General features: G+C 68.8%; 15 protein-coding genes and 2 rRNA genes. 13 read left to right on the top strand and 4 right to left on the bottom strand.

Annotation, left to right across the window (positions count from 1 at the left end; translation table 11 throughout):
* Positions 1-9: 9 nt before the first annotated feature.
* Positions 10-669 (bottom strand): phosphate signaling complex protein PhoU, encoded by a 660-nt coding sequence (gene phoU / locus CI785_RS13790; protein WP_105032628.1) that lies wholly within the window; start codon positions 667-669, stop codon positions 10-12.
* A 163-nt stretch (positions 670-832) separates the two neighbouring features.
* Between phoU and CI785_RS13795 the strand changes: the two genes are divergently transcribed.
* Together CI785_RS13795 and CI785_RS13800 are read left to right on the top strand one after the other, a co-directional pair.
* Positions 833-2,086: a sensor histidine kinase gene (locus CI785_RS13795; protein ID WP_105032629.1), complete on the top strand. Its 1,254-nt coding sequence runs from the start codon at positions 833-835 to the stop codon at positions 2,084-2,086.
* Entirely contained in the window at positions 2,083-2,763 is a 681-nt protein-coding gene (locus CI785_RS13800) for a response regulator transcription factor (RefSeq protein WP_105032630.1), read from the top strand. Before CI785_RS13795 ends, CI785_RS13800 begins: the two co-directional genes overlap by 4 nt.
* Before the next feature lie 82 nt (positions 2,764-2,845).
* On the opposite strand, the gene CI785_RS13805 is transcribed toward CI785_RS13800, so the two are convergent.
* Positions 2,846-3,430 carry a hypothetical protein gene (locus tag CI785_RS13805; RefSeq protein ID WP_157940277.1) on the bottom strand — a complete coding sequence of 195 codons (585 nt, stop codon included), beginning with the start codon at positions 3,428-3,430 and terminating at the stop codon, positions 2,846-2,848.
* Between the two features lie 256 nt (positions 3,431-3,686).
* On the opposite strand from CI785_RS13805, the gene CI785_RS13810 reads away from it, so the two are divergent.
* The 6 genes from CI785_RS13810 (at position 3,687) to glgX (ending at position 10,419) form a co-directional block, all read left to right on the top strand.
* Complete coding sequence (locus CI785_RS13810; protein ID WP_104049001.1) at positions 3,687-4,169, top strand: CarD family transcriptional regulator; 483 nt, start codon at positions 3,687-3,689, stop codon at positions 4,167-4,169.
* 70 nt (positions 4,170-4,239) lie between these two features.
* Positions 4,240-5,040: a 2-C-methyl-D-erythritol 4-phosphate cytidylyltransferase gene (gene ispD / locus CI785_RS13815; RefSeq protein ID WP_105032632.1), complete on the top strand. Its 801-nt coding sequence runs from the start codon at positions 4,240-4,242 to the stop codon at positions 5,038-5,040.
* Positions 5,041-5,071: 31 nt separating this feature from the next.
* Positions 5,072-5,629: a 2-C-methyl-D-erythritol 2,4-cyclodiphosphate synthase gene (gene ispF, locus CI785_RS13820; RefSeq protein WP_105032633.1), complete on the top strand. Its 558-nt coding sequence runs from the start codon at positions 5,072-5,074 to the stop codon at positions 5,627-5,629.
* A gap of 118 nt (positions 5,630-5,747) precedes the next feature.
* Positions 5,748-7,214 carry a cysteine--tRNA ligase gene (gene cysS / locus CI785_RS13825; protein WP_105032634.1) on the top strand — a complete coding sequence of 489 codons (1,467 nt, stop codon included), beginning with the start codon at positions 5,748-5,750 and terminating at the stop codon, positions 7,212-7,214.
* Between the two features lie 111 nt (positions 7,215-7,325).
* A complete protein-coding gene (gene rlmB / locus CI785_RS13830) occupies positions 7,326-8,306 on the top strand; it encodes a 23S rRNA (guanosine(2251)-2'-O)-methyltransferase RlmB (protein ID WP_105032635.1) in 981 nt (326 codons plus the stop codon).
* Between the two features lie 10 nt (positions 8,307-8,316).
* Positions 8,317-10,419 carry a glycogen debranching protein GlgX gene (gene glgX / locus CI785_RS13835; RefSeq protein WP_105032636.1) on the top strand — a complete coding sequence of 701 codons (2,103 nt, stop codon included), beginning with the start codon at positions 8,317-8,319 and terminating at the stop codon, positions 10,417-10,419.
* 244 nt (positions 10,420-10,663) lie between these two features.
* Here glgX and glgP read toward each other — a convergent pair whose 3' ends face one another.
* Positions 10,664-13,276: an alpha-glucan family phosphorylase gene (gene glgP / locus CI785_RS13840; RefSeq protein ID WP_105032637.1), complete on the bottom strand. Its 2,613-nt coding sequence runs from the start codon at positions 13,274-13,276 to the stop codon at positions 10,664-10,666.
* Between the two features lie 133 nt (positions 13,277-13,409).
* Between glgP and CI785_RS13845 the strand changes: the two genes are divergently transcribed.
* From CI785_RS13845 to rrf, 4 genes are all read left to right on the top strand, one after another.
* Positions 13,410-15,446 carry an alpha-1,4-glucan--maltose-1-phosphate maltosyltransferase gene (locus tag CI785_RS13845; RefSeq protein WP_105032638.1) on the top strand — a complete coding sequence of 679 codons (2,037 nt, stop codon included), beginning with the start codon at positions 13,410-13,412 and terminating at the stop codon, positions 15,444-15,446.
* Positions 15,446-17,212 carry a maltose alpha-D-glucosyltransferase gene (treS, locus tag CI785_RS13850; RefSeq protein WP_105032639.1) on the top strand — a complete coding sequence of 589 codons (1,767 nt, stop codon included), beginning with the start codon at positions 15,446-15,448 and terminating at the stop codon, positions 17,210-17,212. The genes CI785_RS13845 and treS overlap by 1 nt, the downstream gene beginning before the upstream one ends.
* The gene (glgB, locus tag CI785_RS13855) at positions 17,209-21,015 is read left to right on the top strand and encodes a 1,4-alpha-glucan branching protein GlgB (RefSeq protein WP_105032640.1); all 3,807 of its coding nucleotides are present in this window, start codon (positions 17,209-17,211) and stop codon (positions 21,013-21,015) included. The genes treS and glgB overlap by 4 nt, the downstream gene beginning before the upstream one ends.
* A 367-nt stretch (positions 21,016-21,382) precedes the next feature.
* Positions 21,383-21,499 (top strand): 5S ribosomal RNA (gene rrf / locus CI785_RS13860).
* A gap of 225 nt (positions 21,500-21,724) precedes the next feature.
* Here the strand turns inward: rrf and CI785_RS13865 are convergent.
* Entirely contained in the window at positions 21,725-23,008 is a 1,284-nt protein-coding gene (locus tag CI785_RS13865; protein WP_105032641.1) for an SAM-dependent methyltransferase, read from the bottom strand.
* Between the two features lie 939 nt (positions 23,009-23,947).
* Here CI785_RS13865 and CI785_RS13870 point away from each other — a divergent pair.
* A 16S ribosomal RNA gene (locus tag CI785_RS13870) occupies positions 23,948-24,037 on the top strand; the annotation flags it as partial.

Here is a 24,037-nt window from a genome sequence, read left to right on the forward strand (position 1 = left end):
GGTCGTGGGTCAGTTCAGCGGTGCGCTGGGTTGCCACTCACCGGTGACGAGGTACGTGACCTTCCGGGCCACCGAGACGCCGTGGTCGGCGAAGCGCTCGTAGTAGCGGCTCGCGAGGGTGACGTCCACCGTCGTCGGCGCGCTCTCCTTCCAGTCCTCCGACGCGACAGTGCGGAACACGCTGGCGTGCAACTCGTTCACACGGGCGTTGGCGACGTTGATCTCGTTGCCGAGGTCCAGGTTGCGTGTCTCGAGGAGCTCCGTGACCTTCGCCGCGATCTCCACGTCGAGCGAGGCGAGCTCGTCGAAGGTGGCCCGGATGCTCTCGGGGATGACGTTCGCGGGGAAGCGCAGGCGGGCGAGCTGCGCCACGTGGCGGGCGAGGTCCCCCATGCGTTCCAATGACGCGCTCATCCGCAGCGCGCCGACGATCATGCGCAGGTCGGAGGCCACGGGGCCCTGCAGGGCGAGGATGTCGATCGCACGCTCGTCGAGGGAGTTCTGGAGGAAGTCGATGCGCGCGTCGGCGGCGATGACCTCCTGCGCGAGCTCGGTGTCGGCGGTCTGGAAGGCGCTGTTGGCCCTCTGGATCGCCTCGGACACGAGCTGCGAGATCTCGATCAGCTCCTCGCCGATCTGATGTAGCTCGGCCTGAAAAACCTTACGCACGTAGGCGTCCTTCCCATTTCGTCTTGTCCAACGGTGCACTCCCGGTCGAGCCTTCCAGCCGTCGGTGAACTGATGCTCCGCTTTGTGTGAACGTTAGTTGAACCACCTGTCCATTGCCACCGGATGGGGCGGGGCCGGAAACGGCAGAGCATAAGCTAGGTCCGTGGACCCCCTACTCCTGACGCTCGTGGCCGGGCTGGTCGGCCTGGCCCTCGGCGTGAGCGGCATGGCGGCGTTCCGCGCCAGCGAGGCGCAGCGGATCCGGCTCCTCTACGAGGACGAGCCGTCCCTGCCCGACGGCGCTGCGGAGGTCCTGTCCATCATCGGCAGGGCCTACGTGATCGTGGACGCGATCGACGGCGTCGTCCGCGCGAGTCCCGCAGCCTACGCCTTCGGCCTCGTGCGCGGGCACACCGTGGTCCATGCGGAGCTGCTCGAGCTCACGGCCCGCGTGCGGCGCGACGGCGTGATCGAGCAGCAGCAGCTCGAGCTTCCCCGCGGGCCCCTCGGCAGGAGCACGATCGTGGTCCAGGTCCGCGTAGCGGCCCTCGGCGCCGAGTACATCCTGATCCTCGCCGACGACCGCACGGAGATCACCCGGACCGAGGAGATCCGCAACGACTTCGTCGCCAATGTTTCCCACGAACTGAAGACACCGGTGGGCGCCATCTCCCTCCTCGCCGAGGCCATCGACGACGCCGCCGAGGACGAGGTCGCGGTGCGCCGCTTCGCGCAGCGCATGCACAAGGAATCGGGCCGGCTGTCGGCCCTCGTGCAGGACATCATCGAACTCTCCCGCCTCCAGGGCGCCGACGTGGTCCGCCGCGGCAAGGCGGTGGACATCAACTCCGTCATCGCCGAGGCCGTGGACCGCAACAAGCTGCCCGCCGAGAGCAAGGGGATCGAGATCGTGGTCGGCGGTGCCGTGGCCGCGCCGGTGTTCGGCGACCGCGACCTGCTCATGACGGCGTTCCGCAACCTCATCGACAACGCGATCCGCTACTCGCCGGAGGGCACGCGCGTGGGGGTCGGCGTGCGATCCCGTGACGGACTCGTGCAGGTCTCGGTGACGGACCAGGGCACCGGGATCACGCCGGAGGAGCAGGAGCGCATCTTCGAACGGTTCTACCGGATCGACGCCGCGCGATCCCGGCAGACGGGCGGTACCGGTCTCGGCCTGAGCATCGTCAAGCACGTCGTCTCGAACCACGGCGGCGAGGTGACGGTGTGGTCGCAGGCCGGGCAGGGCAGCACGTTCACGGTCCGGCTCCCCGAGATGGAGGCGAGCGCGGACGACGACGACGGCGCCGCGGGCGGATCGGCGACCGACGCGGGCAGGGGTGCCGGACAGGGCGCCGACAGGAAGTCAGTGAAGAAGGGCAGCACCGCTGCCCATGAGCAGGGAGTCAAGGCTTGAGCCGCATTCTGATCGTCGAGGACGAGGAGTCCTTCAGCGACCCGCTGTCCTACCTCCTCGGCAAGGAAGGCTTCGAGGTGTCCGTCGTGGACAACGGCCTCGATGCCATCACCGAGTTCGACCGCTCCGGCGCGGACCTCGTGCTGCTGGATCTCCAGCTGCCGGGGCTCTCCGGGACCGAGGTGTGCCGCCAGCTGCGCCAGCGCTCGAGCGTCCCGGTCATCATGCTGACGGCCAAGGACGCGGAGATCGACAAGGTGGTGGGCCTCGAACTCGGCGCCGACGACTACGTGACCAAGCCGTACTCCTCACGCGAACTCGTGGCGCGCGTCCGCGCGGTGCTCCGCCGCCAGGGCGAACCCGAGGAGCTGATCTCCAACACCATCCAGGCGGGCCCGGTCCGGATGGACATCGAGCGCCACGTGGTGAGCGTCGACGGCGAGCAGGTGGCGCTGCCGCTGAAGGAGTTCGAGCTGCTCGAGATGCTGCTCCGGAACTCCGGCCGGGTCCTGACCCGCGGGCAGCTGATCGACCGCGTCTGGGGATCGGACTACGTGGGGGACACCAAGACCCTGGACGTGCACGTCAAGCGCCTCCGCGGCAAGGTGGAGCCGGACCCGTCCAACCCGCGGTACCTCATCACCGTCCGCGGCCTCGGGTACAAGTACGAGCCCTGACCGCCGCCTCCGGACGCAGAACTGCCCGCCCCCGATTCCCCGGGGACGGGCAGTTCTGCGTCGATGCGGTCCCGCGACGGGGCTAGTGCCCGCCCTCGGCTTCGCCGCCTCCGGTGGTGCCACCCCCGGCAGCGCCGCCCTCGCCCTCCGCGGCCTCCTCGGTCGCGGCGGGCTCGCTGGGACGCGGCGTGTAACCGCCGGGAACGTACTCGCGGTACTCCTCGAGCGTGCCGTCGAGGACCGGCACCTCGAAGACGGCCTGCTCGCCCTCGACGTCGAACTCGACGTCGATCAGGGAGCCGGGGATGTCCTCGACGCCCTCGAGCGTGGCGTCGTCGGAGGACTCCTCCTCGAACCTGAACTGGCCCTGGCCGTCGATCGTGATGCTCGTCGACGCACCGCCGGCGCGGATGGAGAGGTCCACGGGCTCGTCGCTGGTGTTGAACACGGTCCCGACCAGGCGGCCGGCCGTCTCGTCGTCGCGACCGACGATGAGGATGTTGCGCAGGAGTACCGGTCCGAGGTCCTTGACGATGCCGTCCGACGCCGCATACGGCGCCGTCGTCGACTGGTCGACGGTGAAGCTGCAGCCCGAGACGCCCAGCGTCAGCAGCACGGCGCCGGCAGCAACGGCCTGCTGCACTCGGTTCTTCGGTGCACTATTCACAGCACAAACTCCTGGGGTTCAACAGGTGGGACAGATGGGTAATCCGAAGCGGACCTACCGAACAGACTATCGGCAAGACCGCCGAAGCGTGGTGTCGGATCCGCCGGACACCGGGCCCCCGGATCACGGGAATGCGCCCTCGTCAAGGGGCGCATCATAGTTCTTTCCCCTTGTTTCGGCCGTCTGACCTGCGAAAACGCGGAGTCGGCGTGTCGTTACCGTGATAAACTGGTTCCCGGGAAAGGGGAAAGTCCACATGGTTTTTGAGGTCGGCGAAACAGTTGTCTACCCTCACCACGGCGCAGCCAAGATCGAAGAGATCAAGATGCGCGTCATCAAGGGCGAAGAGAAGATGTATCTCAAGCTCAAGGTGGCACAGGGTGATCTGACGATAGAAGTACCAGCAGAGAACGTTGACCTCGTAGGGGTTCGCGACGTGGTCGGCAAGGAAGGCCTCGAGCACGTGTTCGACGTCCTACGAGCCGAATTCACGGAAGAGCCCACCAACTGGTCGCGCCGCTACAAGGCCAACCTCGAGAAGCTCGCCTCCGGCGACGTCATCAAGGTCGCCGAAGTGGTCCGTGACCTGTGGCGCCGCGACCACGACCGCGGACTGTCGGCCGGAGAGAAGCGGATGCTCGCGAAAGCGCGGCAGATCCTGATCTCCGAGCTCGCACTCGCGGAGAAGACGGACGAAGAAAAGGCTGCCAGCGTCCTCGACGACGTCCTCGCCTCCTAGGGGACGGGCCGGGCACAAAAGAGGGACCCTCGGGTCCCTCTTTTGCGTTCCCCTGGAATAGGGTGACGGGGTGTCCGAGAAGAAGCCTGCCGTCCGCGCCGAGGTCGGCGTCGTCATCGTGGCCGCCGGCTCGGGGCAGCGGCTGGGGCAGGGGATACCGAAGGCGCGCGTCCTCTGCGCCGGGCGCACCCTCCTGGAGCACTCCCTCGCCGCGGTCGTCGCGTCGGAGGTCGCAGCCTGCGTGGTCGTGGTCCTCCCGCAGGACGACGCCGTCCTGTCCGCCGTGGTCGCCGATGCCGCCGGGCGGGCCGGGGGATCACCGGCGATCCTCGCGGTGACCGGCGGCACCACCCGGACCGCCTCCGTGAGCGCGGGACTCGAGGCCCTTCCGCCGTCTGCCGGCGTGGTCCTGGTCCACGACGCCGCCCGTGCACTCACGCCTCCGGACGTGTTCCGGCGCGTTGCCGGCGCCGTCGCCGCGGGCGCCCCCGCCGTCATCCCGGTGCTGCCGGTGGTGGACACGGTCAAGGTGGTGGAGGGCGACATCGTCACGGCGACGCCCGACCGTTCCGCGCTGCGCGCCGTGCAGACCCCCCAGGGATTCGACGCCGGGATGCTCCGTGCCGCGCACGCGGACATCGACCCGGACGATCCCACGATCACCGACGACGCCATGTTGATGGAAGCGCGCGGATCGGCGGTGCGGGTCGTCGAGGGGGACCCCCTCGCCTTCAAGGTCACCACCCCCCTCGACCTCGTCATCGCCGAGGCCGTGCTCGCACCGGGATCATCCGGGGCTGCGCCCGGTCCCGAGCACGGCCGTCGTGCGTCCGGTCGGGGTTCCGCCGGCGTCCCCGGCGTGACCGGTTGAGCCCCCACCCCTACCAGCACCAGGAGCGGCCATGTACCTGAGCGAGCACACCCATCTCCCGCGGACCGGGATCGGCGTCGACGTCCATGCCTTCGCACCCGAGGAAGCCCCCGCGCCGCTGTGGCTCGCGGGCCTGCTCTGGGACGGGGAGCGGGGGCTGTCGGGCCACTCCGACGGCGACGCCGTGGCGCACGCCGCAGCGGACGCCCTGTTCTCCGCCGCGGGTGTCGGCGATCTGGGCACCCACTTCGGCACCGACCGTCCCGAGTACGCCGGCGCCCCGGGTGCGACGCTGCTCGCGGCCGCCGCCTCGATCGTGCGCGACGCCGGGTTCGACATCGGAAACATCGCCGTCCAGCTCATCGGTAACCGGCCGAAGTTCGCACCCCGCCGTGCCGAGGCTGAAGCGGTCCTGTCCGACGCCGCCTCCGCTCCCGTCAGCATCTCCGCCACGACCACCGACGGGCTCGGACTGACCGGCCGGGGTGAGGGCATCGCCGCGATCGCGACCGCCGTCGTCGTGCGCGCGCGCCCCCGCCGCACGTCCGCCGCACCGGAGCACGGGACCGCCCCGGTGTCGGAGCGCTGAGAGCACCCACCCGGGTGGGCCCGCCCGCCCCCGGAACGCCTGGCCCACCCCGCCGCGCCGGCGGTACGGCCCGTTCCTGCGACGCCGACCGTCCGCGGCCTCCGGGTAATCTGGACCGGTGAGCCTGCGATTCTATGACACAGCCCGCGCCGAGGTGCGCCCCTTCCAACCCCTCGAGCCGGGCAGGGCGAGCCTCTACTACTGCGGTGCCACGGTGCAGGGCATGCCGCACGTCGGCCACGTGCGGTCGGCGATCGCGTTCGACCAGCTCACGCGGTGGCTCGAGGCACGCGACCTCCGCGTCACGGTGGTGCGGAACGTGACGGACATCGACGACAAGATCCTCGCCAAGTCCGAGGACTCGTTCCGGGAGGGCGCCGGCGGGGAGGACCCGTCCGTGGTGCCCGAGGAGCAGTGGTGGGCGCTCGCGTACCGTTTCGAGCGGGAGTTCCACCGCGCGTATGCGGCCCTCGGCGTCCGCCCGCCCACGTACGAGCCGCGCGCCACCGGCCACATCCCCGAGATGCACGCCCTCATCCAGCTGCTGATCGACCGCGGTCACGCCTACCCCGCGCCGGACGGTTCCGGCGACGTCTACTTCGACGTCAGGTCCTGGCCCTCCTACGGTTCGCTCACTCGCCAAGACATCGACGACATGCAGGCCGCGCCCGACGCCGACCCCCGGGGGAAGAAGGACCCGCGCGACTTCGCGCTGTGGAAGGGCTCGAAGGACACGGACCCGACGAGCGCCTCCTGGTCGAGTCCGTGGGGTGCTGGCCGCCCCGGCTGGCACCTCGAGTGCTCGAGCATGGTCACGAAGTACCTCGGCACCGAGTTCGACATTCACGGCGGCGGCCTCGACCTGCGGTTCCCGCACCACGAGAACGAGATGGCGCAGTCCCAGGCCGCCGGACACGCGTTCGCCCGCTTCTGGATGCACAACGGGATGGTGACCTACGGCGGCGAGAAGATGTCGAAGTCGATCGGCAACACCGTCAGCCCCCAGGAGATGATCGACGCCGCAGGCCCCCGCGTGGTGCGCTACTACCTCGGCCAGGCCCACTACCGCTCCGTGCTCGACTACCGCGGGACGTCCCTGCAGGAGGCCGCCGCGGCCGTCGCGCGCATCGACGGCTTCATCGCCAAGGCCTCCGCGCGGGTAGGCGCCCCGACGCGCGGCCCCGTCCGTGCCGTCGACCTCCCTGCCGCGTTCGCGGACGCCATGGACGACGACCTCAACGTGCCGCAGGCCCTCGCCGTGCTCCATACCACGGTGCGCAGCGGGAACACCGCGCTCGCGGCGGGCGAGGACGACGCCACGAGGGCGAGCCTCGGCGCCGCCGTCGCCATGACGGCGGTCCTCGGACTCGACGACGCCGGGGACGCCGTCGCAGGGTCGGCCGCGGGCGGCGCGGCCGCGAGAGCGCTGGAAGCCCTGGTCGAGGACCGGATCGTCGCCCGGACGGAGGCGCGGCGGGCCCGGGACTGGGCGCAGGCCGACGCCATCCGCGACGGGCTCACCACCGCCGGCATCACCCTCGAGGACTCCGCGGACGGCGTCCGCTGGTCGCTCGCAGGGGATTAGCGGCTCCCTTCCGGTCTGCCCCCGGCACGTGCTGATGCACGTGCCGGGGCGGACCACAGCCTCCGCGTAAACTGGAGGTGATTCTTCCTCTATCTATGAAGGTGTTCTTCCATGGCCAGTCACGGACGTCCAGGCGCGGTTCGCAAAACGAAGAAGGGCCCCACCATCGGCACCGGCGGCCACGGGCGCAAGTCGCTCGAGGGCAAGGGACCCACCCCGAGGGCGGAGGACCGCCCGTACCACAAGGCGTACAAGAACAAGGAGCTCGCGGAGCGCTCGGCAGCCAAGCGGGACGGCAAGGGCGCAGGCACCGGTCGCACCAAGGGCAAGGCAGCCGAGGAAGTCGTCACGGGCCGCAACTCCGTGGTGGAGGCGCTGCGGGCGGGCATCCCCGCGAAGGCCCTCCACGTCGCCATCCGGATCGAGATGGACGACCGCGTCCGCGAGTCGCTGAAGATGGCCGCCGATCGCGGCATCCCCGTCATGGAGACCGGCAAGCCGGAACTCGACCGCATGACGGACGGCGCGGTGCACCAGGGACTCATGCTGCAGATCCCACCCTACGAGTACGCCGACGCGCTGGACCTCGTCGACGAGACCATCGAGCGGTACCGGCGCGGCCACATCGGCAACGCCCCGCTGTTCGTGGCACTGGACGGCATCACCGACCCGCGCAACCTCGGCGCCATCATCCGCTCGGCGTCGGCCTTCAGCAGCCACGGCGTGATCGTGCCCGAGCGCCGCTCGGTCGGTGTGACGGCCTCGGCGTGGAAGACCAGTGCCGGTGCCGCCGTGCGCGTGCCCGTGGCCCGCGTGGGCAACCTCAACTCGGCGCTCAAGGCCTTCAAGGACAAGGGCATCTTCGTCCTCGGGCTCGACGGCGACGGCGACGTCTCGCTGCCCGAGCTCTCGCTCGGCCGCGACCCCATCTGCATCGTCGTCGGTTCGGAGGGCAAGGGTCTCTCCCGGCTCGTGCGCGAGAACTGCGACCAGATCGTGTCCATCCCCATCGATTCCGCCATGGAGTCGCTCAACGCGTCGATGGCGGTGGGAATCACGCTCTACGAGGTGTCCCGCCAGCGTTCCTCCTGACCGGCCGCACATGACGAACCCCGCACCGTTGCCACCCGCCTCCCGGGAGTTCCCGCTCGGGCTCCACGCCGTCAAGGGCGACTGGGGGTCGGACACGCATGCCAACGCAGCGGTCTGGGCGCCCGCCGTCACCTCCATGGACGTCCACTGGCGCCGCACGGACGGCTCCTGGACCTCCGAGACGCTCGTGGGACTCGACGGCGGCGTCCACCACGGCGTCGTGGGTCCCTTGGCGCCCGGCGCCCCGTACGCCTTCTGGCCCACGGGCCAGGACCTGCCCGGCCCGGCAGGGAAGGCGCAGCTGCTCCTCGACCCCTACGCCCGGGCGATCGAGACCGTCCGGACAGATGCAGGGACGGACGAGGGTTCGTCGCGCTCCTACTACTCGGTGTTCCTGGAGCACGCCTTCGACTGGGGCGCGAGCGAACGCCCCCGCACCCCGTGGCGGGACACCGTCATCTATGAAGCGCACGTCAAGGGGCTCACGAAACTCCATCCCGACGTGCCCGAGGAGCTCCGCGGGACCTACGCCGGACTGGCCCACCCAGCCATGGTGGGGTACCTCCGCGACCTCGGCGTGACCGCCGTCCAGCTCCTCCCGATCCACTTCCACATCGACGAACCGCACCTCGAACCCCTCGGCCTCAGCAACTACTGGGGCTACAACACCCTCGGGTTCTTCGCGGCCCACACCGACTACGCCACCGACGCGGCGCGGGCGGGCGGACCCTCGGCCGTGCTCGACGAGTTCAAGGGCATGGTCCGGACGCTGCACGAGGCGGGCCTCGAGGTCCTCCTCGACGTCGTCTACAACCACACCGCCGAAGGCGACCAGCACCGCCCCGCGCTGTGCTGGCGCGGGCTGGGGGACCTCGACTACTACCGGCACGACTCCGCGGGCCGGTACGTCGACACGACCGGCTGTGGCAACAGCCTCGACTTCTCGCAGCCCAGGGTCGTCGAGTTCGCGCTGGACTCGCTGCGGTACTGGGTGGAGGAGTTCCAGATCGACGGCTTCCGCTTCGATCTCGCCGTCACCCTCTCCCGCGACGAGCACAATGCGTTCACGCCGAGGCACCCGTTCCTCGTGGCCGTCGGCGCCTCCCGCACCCTCCGCGGCACCAAGCTCATCGCCGAGCCGTGGGACATCGGGCCCGACGGCTGGCAGACCGGCCGGTTCCCCGTGGGCTGGGCGGACTGGAACGACCGCTTCCGCGACACCGTCCGCGACTTCTGGCTGCACGACGTCGCCGCCATCGGGCGCGGAGACACAGGATCCTCGCCGGCGCGCCTCGCCGGGTGCCTCGCCGGTTCCACCGAGACCTTCGCATCGTCCGGCCGCAACCCGCTCGCCTCGGTCAATCTCGTGACCGCGCACGACGGCTTCACCCTCGCGGACCTCACCTCCTACGAGCGCAAGCACAACGAGGCCAACGGCGAGGGCAACCGCGACGGCCACAACGACAACCACAGCTACAACCACGGGGCCGAGGGGCGCACCGAGGACGAGGCGATCCTGGCCCGCCGCGAGCGCAGCGCCCGCAACATCATGGCGTCGCTGCTCATCTCGCTGGGCGTCCCCATGCTGACCGCAGGGGACGAGCTGGGGCGGACGCAGAGCGGCAACAACAACGCCTACTGTCAGGACAACGAGCTCGCCTGGGTGCACTGGCCCGACGACGCCGCATCGCGCCGCATGCTCGACGCGACCCGCACGCTGCTGTCCATCCGGAGGGACTTCCTCGCCGGGCAGCCCCCCACGTTCCCCTCCCGCGGCGACCAGTCCACGCTGCTGTGGTTCAACACCGCAGGCCTGCCGATGACGGCCCAGGAATGGAACGACCCGCGGACCAGGACGGTGCAGCTCCTCCTCGCGTCGACGGGCGGGAGGATCAACGGGCTCGTGGTGATCAACGGCTCCCTCGAGGACACGCGCATCCACCTGCCCTCGGCATGGACCGCCCAGGGCGAGGGCACCGAGGGGGACCCGCCACGCTGGTTCAGTCCCACGTTCGACTCCGCAGCCCCCGGCCCGATCCCGGGCACGAGGCGGCTGCACGCGGGCGACAGCGACACGGTGGCAGCCGATTCGGTGCGCATCTACCGCTGCTGACGCAGCCCATGGCGGGACGCCTGCTCCGGCCTGTGCCCTCGTCGTCGTTCCCACCTTCCGGGCACGAGGGCCCGCCCATCAGCAGCTGATCCGGGCACGGCCCGCAGCCGGACCGCAGGAACCAGGAACGACGACGGGGCCGACGGCCTCCGGGATCAGCCGGTCCTGAGGGAACAGACAGTATCCGCGGACGACAGGAGCCCGGGACCGTACGGTCCCGGGCTCCTGTCGTCCGGAGGACTGCTCAGGCGTTGACGATGAGTCCCAGCTCGGCCCTCGTGGCGAGGGTCGAGTGTTTGGGCAGCACACGCACGGTGTACCCGAAGGACCCGGAGTGGTCGATCCGGATGGCGCCCGTGAACAGGTACCGTCCGCTGCCCAGACTTTCGGCCACCTCGAGGTCCTCGACCGTGACGTCGCTCAGCTCGTCGCTCTCGAGGGCGCGGCCGTAGGCCACCTCCACGGACACGTCGTCAGGGTTCAGCCCGCCGAGCGACACGTAGGCGTTGACGGTCAGCGAGTCCCCGATCTGCGGATCCTCGGAGACGCCCGTGGAGTCCACGTGCTCCACCTGCACGGCCGGCCAGCTGCCCTGGACACGGGAGCGCCAGGCCGCCGTCCTCTTCGCGAGGGAGAACGAGTCCGCGGCGGCCTCCTGCCCGGCGCGCCAGGCGGGTCGGTAGAGCTTGTCCACGTAGTCCTGCAGCATGCGCTCCGCGGACACCGCGGGTCCGAGCGTCGCCATCGTGTGCTTGATCATCGCGATCCACTGGTGCGGGACGCCGTCCTGCGAGAGCTCGGACGGTCCGGCCGCACCGGCACCCTCCGCGGGGACCAGCGAGTAGAACCGGGGCCCCACCTGGGTCTCGAGGAGGTCGTAGAGGGCCGCGGCCTCGATGTCGTCGCGCTCGTCGGCGGACGCGCCGTTGTTCGCGGTCGGGATGGCCCAGCCGTTGTCGCCGTCGTACATCTCGTCCCACCAGCCGTCGAGGACGGACAGATTGAGGCCGCCGTTGATCGCGGCCTTCATCCCCGAGGTACCACAGGCCTCGAGGGGGCGCAGCGGGTTGTTCAGCCAGACGTCGCAGCCCGGGAAGAGCGTGCGGGCCATCGCGATGTCGTAGTTGGGCAGGAAGACGATGCGGTGGCGAACCTCGGGGTCGTCGGTGAAGCGCACCAGATCCTGGATCATGCGCTTGCCCTGCTCGTCGGCGGGGTGCGACTTGCCGGCGATCACGAGCTGGATGGGGTGCTCCGGATGCAGCAGCAGCGCCTTGAGCCGGGCCGGGTTCCGCAGCATCAGCGTGAGGCGCTTGTACGTCGGCACGCGGCGGGCGAACCCGATCGTCAGGACGTCCGGATCGAGGACGGAGTCGGTCCAGGCGAGTTCGGCGTCGGCGGCCCCGCGCTTCTTCCACGAGGAGCGCAGGCGCTGGCGGACGTCGTCGACCAGGTTGGAGCGGAGGCTCCGGCGCAGCGCCCAGATGTCCGTGTCCGGGACGTCGTACACCTTGTCCCACTGGGGATCGAGGATGGATTCCGCGCCGAAGTGGCTGCGGGCGAAGTCGGCGATCTGGGGGTCGACCCAGCTCGGGACGTGCACGCCGTTGGTCACCGACGTGATGGGGACCTCGCGGGAGTCGAAGCCCGGCCAGAGACCGGAGAACATGCCGCGGGACACCTCGCCGTGCAGCTTCGCGACGCCGTTGGCGCGCTGCGCCAGGCGCAGGCCCATGACGGCCATGTTGAACTTGGTCGGATCGCCGTCCGCGTAGTTCTCCGCCCCGAGGGCCAGCACGCGATCCGTGGGCACGGACGGCGCGAGACCGGCGTGGAAGAAGTGCTCGATCTGGGCGCGGTCGAAGCGGTCGATGCCGGCCGGTACCGGCGTGTGGGTGGTGAACACGGTGGACGCGCGGCCCGCGGTGAGCGCCTCCTCCCAGCTCATCGGCGACGCGTTGGAGGGATCCATCAGTTCGCGGATGCGCTCGATGCCGAGGAACCCGGCGTGACCCTCGTTGGTGTGGAACACCTCCGGGGCGGGTGTCCCGGTGAGTCGCTGGAAGATCCGCAGCGCCTTGACGCCACCCATCCCGAGGAGCAGCTCCTGCTGGAGGCGCTGGTCCCCGCCGCCGCCGTACAGGCGGTCGGTGACGTCGCGCGCGGCGTCGTCGTTCTCGGCGACGTTGGAGTCCAGGAGCAGGAGGGGGACCCGGCCGACGTCGGCGCGCCAGATGTGCGCCGACAGCTGCCGGCCGTTGGGCAGGGGCAGCACCACCTTCGCGGCGGAGCCGTCCTCCTCACGGAGGAGCGTCAGTGGCAGCCCGTCCGGGTCGAGCACGGGGTAGGTCTCCTGCTGCCAGGCATCGCGGGAGAGGGACTGCTTGAAGTAGCCGGCCTGGTAGAGCAGGCCGACGCCGATGAGGGGGACGCCGAGGTCGGAGGCGGACTTGAGGTGGTCACCGGCCAGGATGCCGAGGCCGCCGGAGTACTGGGGGAGGACGGCGCTGATGCCGTACTCGGGGGAGAAGTAGGCGATGCTGCGGGGAGCGTCCTCGCCGAGGCTCTGGTACCAGCGCGGTTCGGTGAGGTAGCTCTCGAGGTCGGCGCCGACCTCCTGGATGCGCCGCACCAGCTTCTCGTCGGCCGCGAGCTGCTGCAGCCGCTCCCGCGTGACGGAGCCGAGGAAGGACACCGGATCGTGCCCGCTCTCGTTCCAGAGGGCGGGGTCGATCTCCTCGAACAGGCGCGAGGTCGGCAGATGCCATGACCAGCGCAGGTTGCCCGCGAGCTTGCCCAGCGGGGCGATGTTCTCGGGGAGGACGGTTCGGACGGTAAATCTACGGATGGCCTTCACCCCGGAAACGGTAGCGCACTTGTTCGCGCCTGAGGGAGGCCGCTGCGTAAACGCTTGCGTGTTACAGGAAAGGCCTTGACGTTACGCCAAGCCTCCTTAGCAATTCGGTCCATAACTCGCTAACGTGACTCGGGTGACCACTACCGATCAGAACCGAAATGCCCAGTATCCCGAGGGCCTGCGCTTCGGCCGCATCCCCATCACGGCGGTCAGTCCCGTCATCGAGGACGGCCGCTTCCCCGCCAAGGGCATCCCGGGCTCCGACATCGCCGTGGGTGCCACCGTCTTCAGGGAGGGGCACGACCAGCTGGGCGTGTCCGCCGTCCTCCAGGATCCCCGCGGCAAGGAGGTGCAGCGCGTCCGCATGACGCCGGTCGGATCAGGCCTCGACCGTTGGGCCGGGACCCTCACCCCCCGCACCAGGGGCCTGCACACGTTCACCATCGAAGGGTGGTCGGACCTCTTCGGAACCTGGGAGCACGACGCCACCATCAAGATCGCCGCCGGCGTCGACGTCGAGCTGATGCTCATGGAGGGCGCCGCCCTCTTCACCCGAGCGGCAGGGGAACGGACCGCCCGCGATGCGGCACTGTTCCGCCGCACCGCCGAGGCGCTGGCCGACACCACCCGGAGCGTCGAGGCCCGCCTCGCGTCAGGGCTCACCCCCCAGATCCACGAGGCCATCGCCCGCCAGCCCATCCGTTCGCTCGTGACCGTCTCGCCGGCGTACCCCATCCTCGTGGAGCGCGAACTGGCGGGACGTGCCGCCTGGTACGAGTTCTTCCCCCGGTCCGAGGGCGCCACCTACAACCCCGAGACGGCGGAGTGGACCTCGGGCACCTTCCGCGAGGCGACGAAGCGGCTCGACGCCGTCGCGGCCATGAACTTCGACGTCGTGTACCTGCCGCCGATCCACCCGATCGGCCGGACGCACCGCAAGGGACCCAACAACACGCTCACGGCCGGCCCCGCCGATCCCGGCTCGCCCTGGGCGATCGGGTCGGCCGACGGCGGCCACGACGCCATCCACCCCGACCTCGGCACCTTCGAGGACTTCGACGCCTTCGTGGCACGGGCCAACGAGCTGGATCTCGAGGTCGCGCTGGACCTGGCCCTGCAGGCCGCACCCGACCACCCCTGGGTCGAGAGCCACCCCGAATGGTTCACCACGCGCGTGGACGGATCCATCGCCTACGCGGAGAACCCTCCGAAGAAGTACCAGGACATCTACCCGATCAACTTCGACAACGACCCGAAGGGCCTGTCGAAGGAGGTCCTGCGGATCGTCCTGATGTGGATCCAGCACGGCGTGAAGATCTTCCGCGTGGACAACCCGCACACCAAGCCGGTGCAGTTCTGGGAGTGGCTCATCGCGCGGGTGAACAGGAAGCACCCCGACGTGATCTTCCTCGCCGAGGCGTTCACGCGCCCGCCGATGATGCACGCCCTCGGGCGCGCCGGGTTCCAGCAGTCGTACTCCTACTTCACGTGGCGCAACACGAAGACGGAGCTGGAGGAGTACTTCACCGAGATCAGCCAGGTGTCCCCGGCGTACTTCCGGCCCAACTTCTTCGTGAACACGCCCGACATCCTCACCGAGTACCTCCAGTACGGCGGACCGGCCGCCTTCAAGATCCGCGCCGTGCTCGCCTCCATGGCCAGCCCGCTCTGGGGCGTGTACTCGGGCTACGAGCTGTTCGAGCATGTTGCCCGGCCCGGGGCCGAGGAGTACATCGACAACGAGAAGTTCCAGTACCGCCCCCGCGACTACGCCGCCGCCGAGGCGGAGGGCCGCTCCCTGGCTCCCTTCATCACCCGGCTCAACGCGATCCGCCGGGCGCACCCCGCACTCGGGGACCTCGAGAACCTCACCGTCCACAGCAGCACCGATTCGGCCACCGTGGTCTTCGTCAAGACCAAGCAGACCGCGGAGGGCAAGGACACCATCATCGTCGTCGTCAACGTGGACCCGCATAGCACGCGGGAGAGCACGGTGTCGCTGGATCTCGGGCAGCTCGCCCTCGACGACTCCGACCTCGACGGGAACGGTATGTTCCTCGTGGACGACCTCGTCACGGGTCAGACCTTCACCTGGGGCGAGCACAACTACGTCCGGCTCGATCCCCACGTGGAACCCGCCCACATTCTCTCGATCAGGAGGCAGCACTAGTGCCCAACCCCTTCCAGCTCAATGCACCTGGACTGGCCCACGACCCCCACTGGTACCGCAAGGCGGTCTTCTACGAGGCACTGGTCCGGGGATTCGCCGATGCGAACGGGGACGGCTCCGGTGACCTGTCGGGTCTCATCGAGAAGATGGACTACCTCCAGTGGCTCGGCGTGGACTGCCTGTGGCTCCCGCCGTTCTTCAAGTCGCCGCTGCGCGACGGCGGGTACGACATCTCGGACTACTACGACGTCCTCGACGAGTTCGGCTCCCTCGGCGATTTCAAGCGGCTCGTCGCCGAGGCGCACGCGCGCGGGGTCCGGGTCATCATCGACCTGCCCATGAACCACACCTCCGACCAGCATCACTGGTTCCAGGAGTCACGCAGGGATCCCGAGGGCCCGTACGGCGACTTCTACGTGTGGAGCGACACGGACGAGAAGTACGAGGACGCGCGCATCATCTTCGTGGACACGGAGGAGTCGAACTGGACGTTCGACCCGGTGCGCCGGCAGTTCTTCTGGCACCGCTTCTTCAGCCACCAGCCGGACCTCAACTTCGAGAACCCCAAGGTTCAGGAGGCCATCTTCGACGTCGTGAAGTTCTGGCTCGACCAGGGCATCGACGGCTTCCGGGCCGACGCCATCCCCTACCTGTTCGAGGAGGAGGGCACCAACTGCGAGAACCTGCCGAAGACGCACGAGTTCCTCAAGCGGCTCCGCAAGATGGTGGACGAGAACTACCCGGGCCGCGTGATCATCGCCGAGGCCAACCAGATGCCGGACGAGGTGGTCGAGTACTTCGGTGACGAGGACTCCCCCGAGTGCCACATGTCCTTCCACTTCCCGATCATGCCGAGGCTCTTCTACGCGCTGCGCGACCAGAAGGCCGCCCCGATCATCGAGACCATGAAGGACACCCCGGACATCCCCGCGGGTGCCCAGTGGGGTACCTTCCTGCGCAACCACGACGAGCTCACCCTCGAGATGGTCACCAACGAGGAACGCGAGGCGATGCTCGGCTGGTACGCGCCGGACCCCAGGATGCGTGCCAACGTGGGCATCCGCCGTCGTCTCTCCCCGCTGCTCGACAACTCCCGCGCGGAGGTGGAGCTGATCCACGCCCTGCTGCTGTCCCTGCCCGGAAGCCCCTTCCTGTACTACGGGGACGAGATCGGCATGGGTGACAACATCTGGCTCGAGGACCGCGACGCCTCGCGGACCCCGATGCAGTGGAACCCGGACCGCAACGCCGGCTTCTCCCCGGTGGACCCCGGCAAGCTGTACCTGCCGGTCGTGCAGTCGCTCGTCTACCACTACAACCACGTGAACGTCGAAGCGCAGATGGCCACGTCCAGCTCGCTGCTGCACTGGGTCCGCCAGATGCTCGCCGTGCGCAAGGCGCACCCGGCCTTCGGCCTGGGTGCCTACCGCAACGTCCCGGTGGAGTCGGAGCATGTCCTGGCCTTCCTCCGGGAGGTCGACGAGGACAACGCCGAGGGGGAGCCGGCGGAGTCGGTGCTGTGCGTCTTCAACCTCTCGCAGCACCCCGTCGCGGCACACATGCGCCTGCCGGAGTTCGCGGGCCGCGGCCTGCGGGACCTGTTCGGCGGCTCGATCTTCCCGGCGTTCGCCGAGGACGGCGAGATGACCCTGACCCTGGGCAGCCACGACTTCTTCTGGCTGCGGGTGCGGTCGGCGAGCTCCAACACGTCCTCGCCGCACACCCAGTCGATGCCCGTCATCGCGATGTCGGAGGCCACCAGATGACGGCGGCCCACGTGCCGTTCGTCCCGGAGATCCTCACCGAATGGCTCCCGTCCCAGCGGTGGTTCCCGGCCAAGGGCCCGTCGGTGGATCTGACGGTCGTCGGCGGGACGGTGCTCGAGGACCCCTCCGGCGCCGCGGGCTTCGAGGTGCACTTCCTGGCCGTCGACTCCGGGCGGCGTACCGACGTCGTCAGCGTGCCGATCAGTTACCGCTCCGCACCGCTCGAGGACGCCGCAGCGGGCCTCATCGGACAGGTGGAGCATCCCGAGCTGGGGACCCGATGGGCCTATGATGCGACCCAGGACGCCGACTTCGTGCGACTCTGGGTCGACTTCCTCCTCACTGGTGCCGCCACGCCCGACGGCCGGTTGACCGGCGTCGTCATCAAGGCGCCCGCGGACCAGGAACCGGGCACCGTCCAGCCCGTGAAGGTCCTGCAGGGCGAGCAGTCGAACACCTCCGTGGTCTACGGGTCCGGTGCGGGCTCGATGATCGTCAAGTTCTTCCGGGTGCTCGCCGCAGGGGAGAGCCCGGACGTGCAGATCAGCGCCGGCCTCACCGCCGGCGGATCCACCGACACCCCCGACACTTTCGGCTGGATCACGGGCACATGGCAGGAACCGCACGGCGAGCCGGGCCACCACGTGACGGGTCACGTCAGCGTGCTGCGCGACTTCGTCGAGGGCAGTACCGACGCCTGGCGCACCGCGTCGGCCGCGGCGTCGGCCGCCACCGATTTCACCGACGAGGCGCGTGGGCTCGGCCGGGCCGTGGCGAGGATCCACCGTCAGCTCGACGGCGCGTTCGGCAGCCGCACGGCCACCGCGGTGGAGGCGCAGGAGTTCAAGGACTCCCTCGCGCACCGCATCCGGTGGGCCTGGGAGGAGGCAGGCGACGCCGTCGGTCCCCTGGGCGACGAGGTGGACAGCATCCTCCGCCAGATCGAGACGCTCGAGGACATCCCTCCGCTGCAGCGCATCCATGCCGACCTCCACCTCGGCCAGGTGCTGCAGGCCCCCGACGGCACGTGGCTCGTCATCGACTTCGAAGGTGAGCCGCTCCGGCCCACCGCCGAGCGCAGCGTCCCCGACGTCCCCGTGCGCGACGTCGTCGGGATGGTCCGGTCCCTCGAGTACGCAGCGGCATCGCGTGGCGCGGCCCCCGTCGGGTCGTCCGAGGCCGCCGTGACCGAGCAGTGGTCCGACGCCGCCCGGGAGGCCTTCCTCGCGGGATACGCCGAGGAGGCCGGGGCGCCCGTGGACACCACAGGGCCGCTGTTCCGGGCGCTCTGGCTCGACAAGGCCCTGTACGAGGTCGTCTACGAAATCCGCAACAGGCCGGACTGGGTCGAGATGCCCGTCCGGGATGTCCGACGCGCGCTGGGGAACCAGCCCGGTGCGGACGCAACGAAAGCAGCTGACATGAAATCTTCGAAGAAGTCCGGGCCCGACGACGGCGCCGGCGAGGCACCCCTCGCGAAAGCCGCGAAGGCCGTCGCCGGAACTGCGAAGGCCGTGGCGGAGAAGGCGAAGGCCGCGACCGCCGAGGTCGCCGACAAGGCACGCGAGGTCGGCTCCCCCTCCGGGAAGGCGACGTCAGCCGAGGCAGCTGGCGCAGGTCCCGCCCCCGCGCCCGTGGAGCAGTCCGTCCTCCAGCAGGTGTCGGAGGGCGTGTACCACCAGCCCCATGCGGTGCTGGGCGCCCACCTGAACGACGACGACGTCGTCACCGTCCGGACGCTGCGCCGCCTGGCCCGGTCCGTCGTCGTCGTCACCGGCACGGGCCGCACCGAGCTGACGCACGAGCACAACGGCATCTGGGTCGGAGCGCTCCGGGCCGAGAACCCCGGCCATGTCCCCGACTACCGGCTCGAGGTGACCTACGAGGGCGATCCGGTCATCGTCGACGACCCCTACCGGTTCCTGCCGACGCTCGGCGAGATCGACATGCACCTGATCGGCGAGGGCCGCCACGAGACGCTGTGGACGGCGCTCGGTGCGCACGTCCGCCACTACTCGTCCGTGCTCGGTGACATCGAGGGCGTGTCCTTCGCGGTCTGGGCCCCGAACGCCCGTGCCGTGCAGGTCATGGGTGACTTCAACGGCTGGGACGGCAGTGTCAACGCGATGCGGGCCCTCGGCAGTTCGGGGATCTGGGAGATTTTCATCCCCGGGGCCGGCGCAGGTACCTGCTACAAGTTCCACATCCTCGGCAGCGACGGACAGTGGCGCGAGAAGGCCGACCCCATGGCGCGCGGTACCGAGATCCCGCCGCTCACCGGCTCCAAGGTCGTGGAGTCCACCTACACGTTCGAGGACGACGAGTGGATGCAGGCCCGCGCGGCCACCGACCCCCACAACGGTCCGATGAGCGTGTACGAGGTGCACCTCGGTTCATGGCGTCAGGGACTGAGCTACCGGGAGCTGGCCGAGCAGCTCGTGGAGTACGTCGCCTGGCAGGGCTTCACCCACGTGGAGCTCATGCCCGTCGCGGAACACCCATTCGGTGGTTCATGGGGCTACCAGGTCACGTCCTACTTCGCGCCGACCTCGCGCTTCGGGTCGCCGGACGACTTCAAGTACCTGATCGACAAGCTCCACCAGGCCGGGATCGGCGTGATCATGGACTGGGTCCCCGCCCACTTCCCGAAGGACGCCTGGGCGCTGGCGAACTTCGACGGCGGCACGCTGTACGAGCACGGCGACCCGTTCCTCGGTGAGCACCGTGACTGGGGAACACTGATCTTCGACTTCGGGCGCCGGGAGGTCCGCAACTTCCTGGTCGCGAACGCCCTGTACTGGCTCGAGGAGTTCCACATCGACGGCCTCCGCGTCGACGCCGTCGCGTCGATGCTGTACCTGAACTACTCCCGCGAGGAGGGTCAGTGGCGTCCGAACAAGTTCGGCGGCCAGGAGAACCTCGAGGCCATCTCCTTCCTGCAGGAGGTCAACGCGACCGCCTACAAGCGGGCTCCGGGCATCGTGATGGTGGCCGAGGAATCGACGGCCTTCGACGGGGTCACGCGGCCCACGAGTGCCGGCGGCCTCGGGTTCGGCATCAAGTGGAACATGGGCTGGATGCACGACACCCTCGAGTACATCTCCGAGGACCCGATCAACCGGGTGCATCACCACGGCAAGGCCACGTTCTCCATGGTGTACGCGTACACCGAGAACTTCATGCTGCCCATCAGCCACGACGAGGTCGTGCACGGCAAGGGCTCGCTCCTGCGGAAGATGCCCGGCGACCGCTGGCAGCAACTGGCCAACGTGCGCGCCTACCTCGCGTTCCAGTGGGCGCACCCCGGCAAGCAGTTGATCTTCATGGGGTCGGAGTTCGCGCAGGAGGCCGAGTGGGCCGAGCAGCACAGCCTCGACTGGTGGCTCACCGAGACTCCGTCGCACAAGGGGGTCCAGCACCTGGTCCGGTCCCTGAACGCCCTCTACCGGGAGACCCCGGCGCTGTATGCGCGGGACAACGAGCCGGCCGGCTTCCAGTGGATCGACGAGAACGACGGCGAGCACAACACGCTGTCCTTCATCCGATGGGACCACCAGGGCAACCCGATCGTGTGTATCGCCAACTTCGCCGGCGGCCCGCACGAGGGGTTCCGTGTGGGCCTGCCGTGGGCGGGGGAGTGGACCGAGGTCCTCAACACCGACGCGGAGGAGTTCGGCGGCTCCGGAGTGGGGAACTTCGCCCCGATCACCGCGCGGGAGGGCGCCCACAACGGGCAACCCGCCTACGGCGATGTCCGTGTGCCGCCGCTCGGTGTGTTGTACCTGAAGCCCGCCACCTCCTGACCCGGCGCGCGTGACGACGGCGGCGGTTCCCTCGCAGAGGGAGCCGCCGCTGCTTTGCATCCACCCATGGGCGGTGCTACTGTTTATATCCGCGCTGATGAAGTCAACCCGTCGGCCGACAACCACAAAACCTGGGTACCGATCCCGTCCGTAAGGGCTGGAACAGGGTTCAGGACGTGGGAACCGGCCGATTTGGAGAACGGAAGCGGCGGGGGTAGGCTTGTGAAGTTGCTTCGGAGCGAGGACATGACGGTTTGGTTGTGTTTGGTGCCGGTAGCTGCTGTTGTTTGAGAACTCAATAGTGTGCCNGAGGAGCACCTGGTACACCCGGGAACACCCCAGGGGGTCGAGGAACGGTAGCAAGGGTTACGGCGGTCATAGCGTGGGGGAAACGCCCGGTCCCATTCCGAACCCGGAAGCTAAGACCCACAGCGCCGATGGTACTGCACCCGAGAGAGTGTGGGAGAGTAGGACACCGCCGGACAACCATTACAGGCAAGAGGCCCCACCCCACGGTGGGGCCTCTTCCCCGTTAACCACCAAACCCACCCCCACCGCCCCACCCGCATCTCACATCGGGCGCGACGCCGCGCCGGTCCCCGGAGGCACTGCCACACCGACACCATCCCTTCCGGTTCTGCTCTGTCTCCTCGGATAGAGGCACGAAGACGTGTCGCCGGCCCTCTGTGATCCTGCGCCACCGGCCCCGTCAGACCCACTCCCGACGCCGCAATGGGGGCTCGTCCCCTCCCGGACGCTGCACCAACACCTGATTCACGCCGTTCAGGCCCCGCTCGAAGCCGAGTGCGCTCGATGCCATGTACAGCCGCCAGACCCGGGCCCGTCCCTTGCTCGTCAGACGTACCGCCTCGTCCCAGTTCTTCTCGAGGTTGTCCACCCAGGCCCGAAGCGTCAGGCCGTAGTGCCGGCGCAGCGCTTCGACGTCGAGCACTTCCAGCCCTGCCGATTCGAGCGCCTCGATCATGACGGTGAGGCTGAGCATCTCGCCGTCGGGAAAGACGTAGCGGGGGATGAAGGAGTCCGGGTCCGGTGGCAACTCACCCGCGTTCCAGGAGATGGCGTGATTGAGGAGGCGGCCGCCGGGACGCAACAGGCTGCACAGACTGGACGCGTAGGCACCGATCTGATCTCGGCCGACGTGTTCGGCCATGCCGATCGAGCTGATCGCGTCGAACGGTGTGTCCCGGACGTCGCGGTAGTCCTGAACCCTGATGTCGATACGGCCGGCGAGACCTGCGTCCGACGCCCGCTTCCGGGCGAGATCTGCTTGCTCTTTCGAGAGGGTCACACCGACGACGTCCACTCCGTAGCGCTGCGCCGCGTGCAATGCGAAACTTCCCCAACCGCAGCCCACATCGAGCAATCGCATGCCGGGTCGAAGACCGAGTTTGCGGCACACCAGGTCAAGCTTCGCCTCCTGGGAGGCGTTCAGGCCGATGGTCTCGTCCTCCCAGACAGCGCAGGAGTAGACCATCGACGGTCCCAGCACGAGTGCATAGAACTCGTTGCCGACGTCGTAGTGATGGGAGATCGCCGCGGCATCACGTTCCTTGGAATGCTTCCGTCCCTTTCGGGTCACGTTCATCTCCTCGGCCGGCGGCGCGGGTGGGAGCCCCAGCGCTCCGACCTGAACGGCCGTCCGGACGAGCTTGATTCGTTCACGGAAAGACGGAGGGCGGAAGGCGTGCAGTTCGGAGAACTTGCCGACGGAGCTGAGCGCCGAGAAGCTTTCGAAGAGGTCGCCGGGCCCGTCGATGTCCCCTGCAACATACGCACGGCTCAGCCCGAGCTGATTCGGCGCCCAGAGCATTCGCCGTAACGCCCGGCGGGAACGGAAATCGATCACCGGCGCATCCGAGGGCCCGGCTTCTGATCCATCCCACGCCCGGAGCCTCAGCGGAATCTTCTCCGTGCCAAGAATGATCCCCAGGGCTTCGGCCAGACGCGGTGCCACTCCCTTCTTCCTGGTCATGCACCTTGTCTACTACGACTCGGTGCAGCGATCCAGACCTCGTGGGGCGACCTCCGACTAGCCGCCGTCGTCGGTAGAGAGTCCTCCGCCCGAAGGGTCGCGAACGCTCTCCTTGTGGCCGACGGTCCCGGTAGCCACCCCGTGGCATTCCTCTTCCCAAAGGCGGGTGGACCTTTCGCTGCCCGAGGACGTCGGAGGGATTCGGCAGCCGATGCCGGGTGGAGCGGGCACCCGATCGACACCTCGACGTTCTTCGCAGGATGCCGGCTGAGGTGGAGCTCCCTGCGACCGCCGGGAGAGGCTGGGGCCGGGGGAAGGGCCAGGGCGGGCTCCCTGCAGGAGGACGTCCTCCCCGAAGAGGCAGGGGTAGAGCCTTCCCCGCCGTGAGGAGCTGTCGTGGCGGGAGCCGGCGCCTCCTTGTGAGATGTGCCGGCGGGTGTCGTTCTGGGCGCCGGCGTGTTCGTGGTGGGGCCGATTTGGTTCTCGTGGTGGGGTGCTCGTATAGTTATGGAGTTGCCCCGGTGTGGGTGACAATCCCCCCTTGATGAAGATTCGAGTTCTTCGGTCGCGTGCTGTGCATGGTTCCGGTGGTGGCTCGGGGTTCGTCGTCTGTTCTGTGGGTTTGTTGGTCGGTTGTGCTGCTGGTTTTGTCCGGTGGTGGGGCCGGGGAGCGGATTTGCGGGATCGGGGTTGCGGGGGTAGGCTTGTGAAGTTGCTTCGGAGCGAGGACATGACGGTTTGGTTGTGTTTGGTGCCGGTAGCTGCTGTTGTTTGAGAACTCAATAGTGTGCCAAGTTTGTTGATACCGATTGTTTTTTGATTGGTTGAATTTGCTGGTTGCCGCACCTCGTGTGGTGGCTGGTTTTTTTGGCTGGTTTCGAATTTTGTGCAGCGTGGTTGTCCCGTTTTCCCGGGTTTCCGTGTTGTGTCTGTGAATCATTTACGGAGAGTTTGATCCTGGCTCAGGATGAACGCTGGCGGCGTGCTTAACACATGCAAGTCGAACGATGATCTCCAGCTTGCTGGGGG

This window comes from Arthrobacter ruber (assembly GCF_002954225.1).
Taxonomy (GTDB): domain Bacteria; phylum Actinomycetota; class Actinomycetes; order Actinomycetales; family Micrococcaceae; genus Arthrobacter_D; species Arthrobacter_D ruber.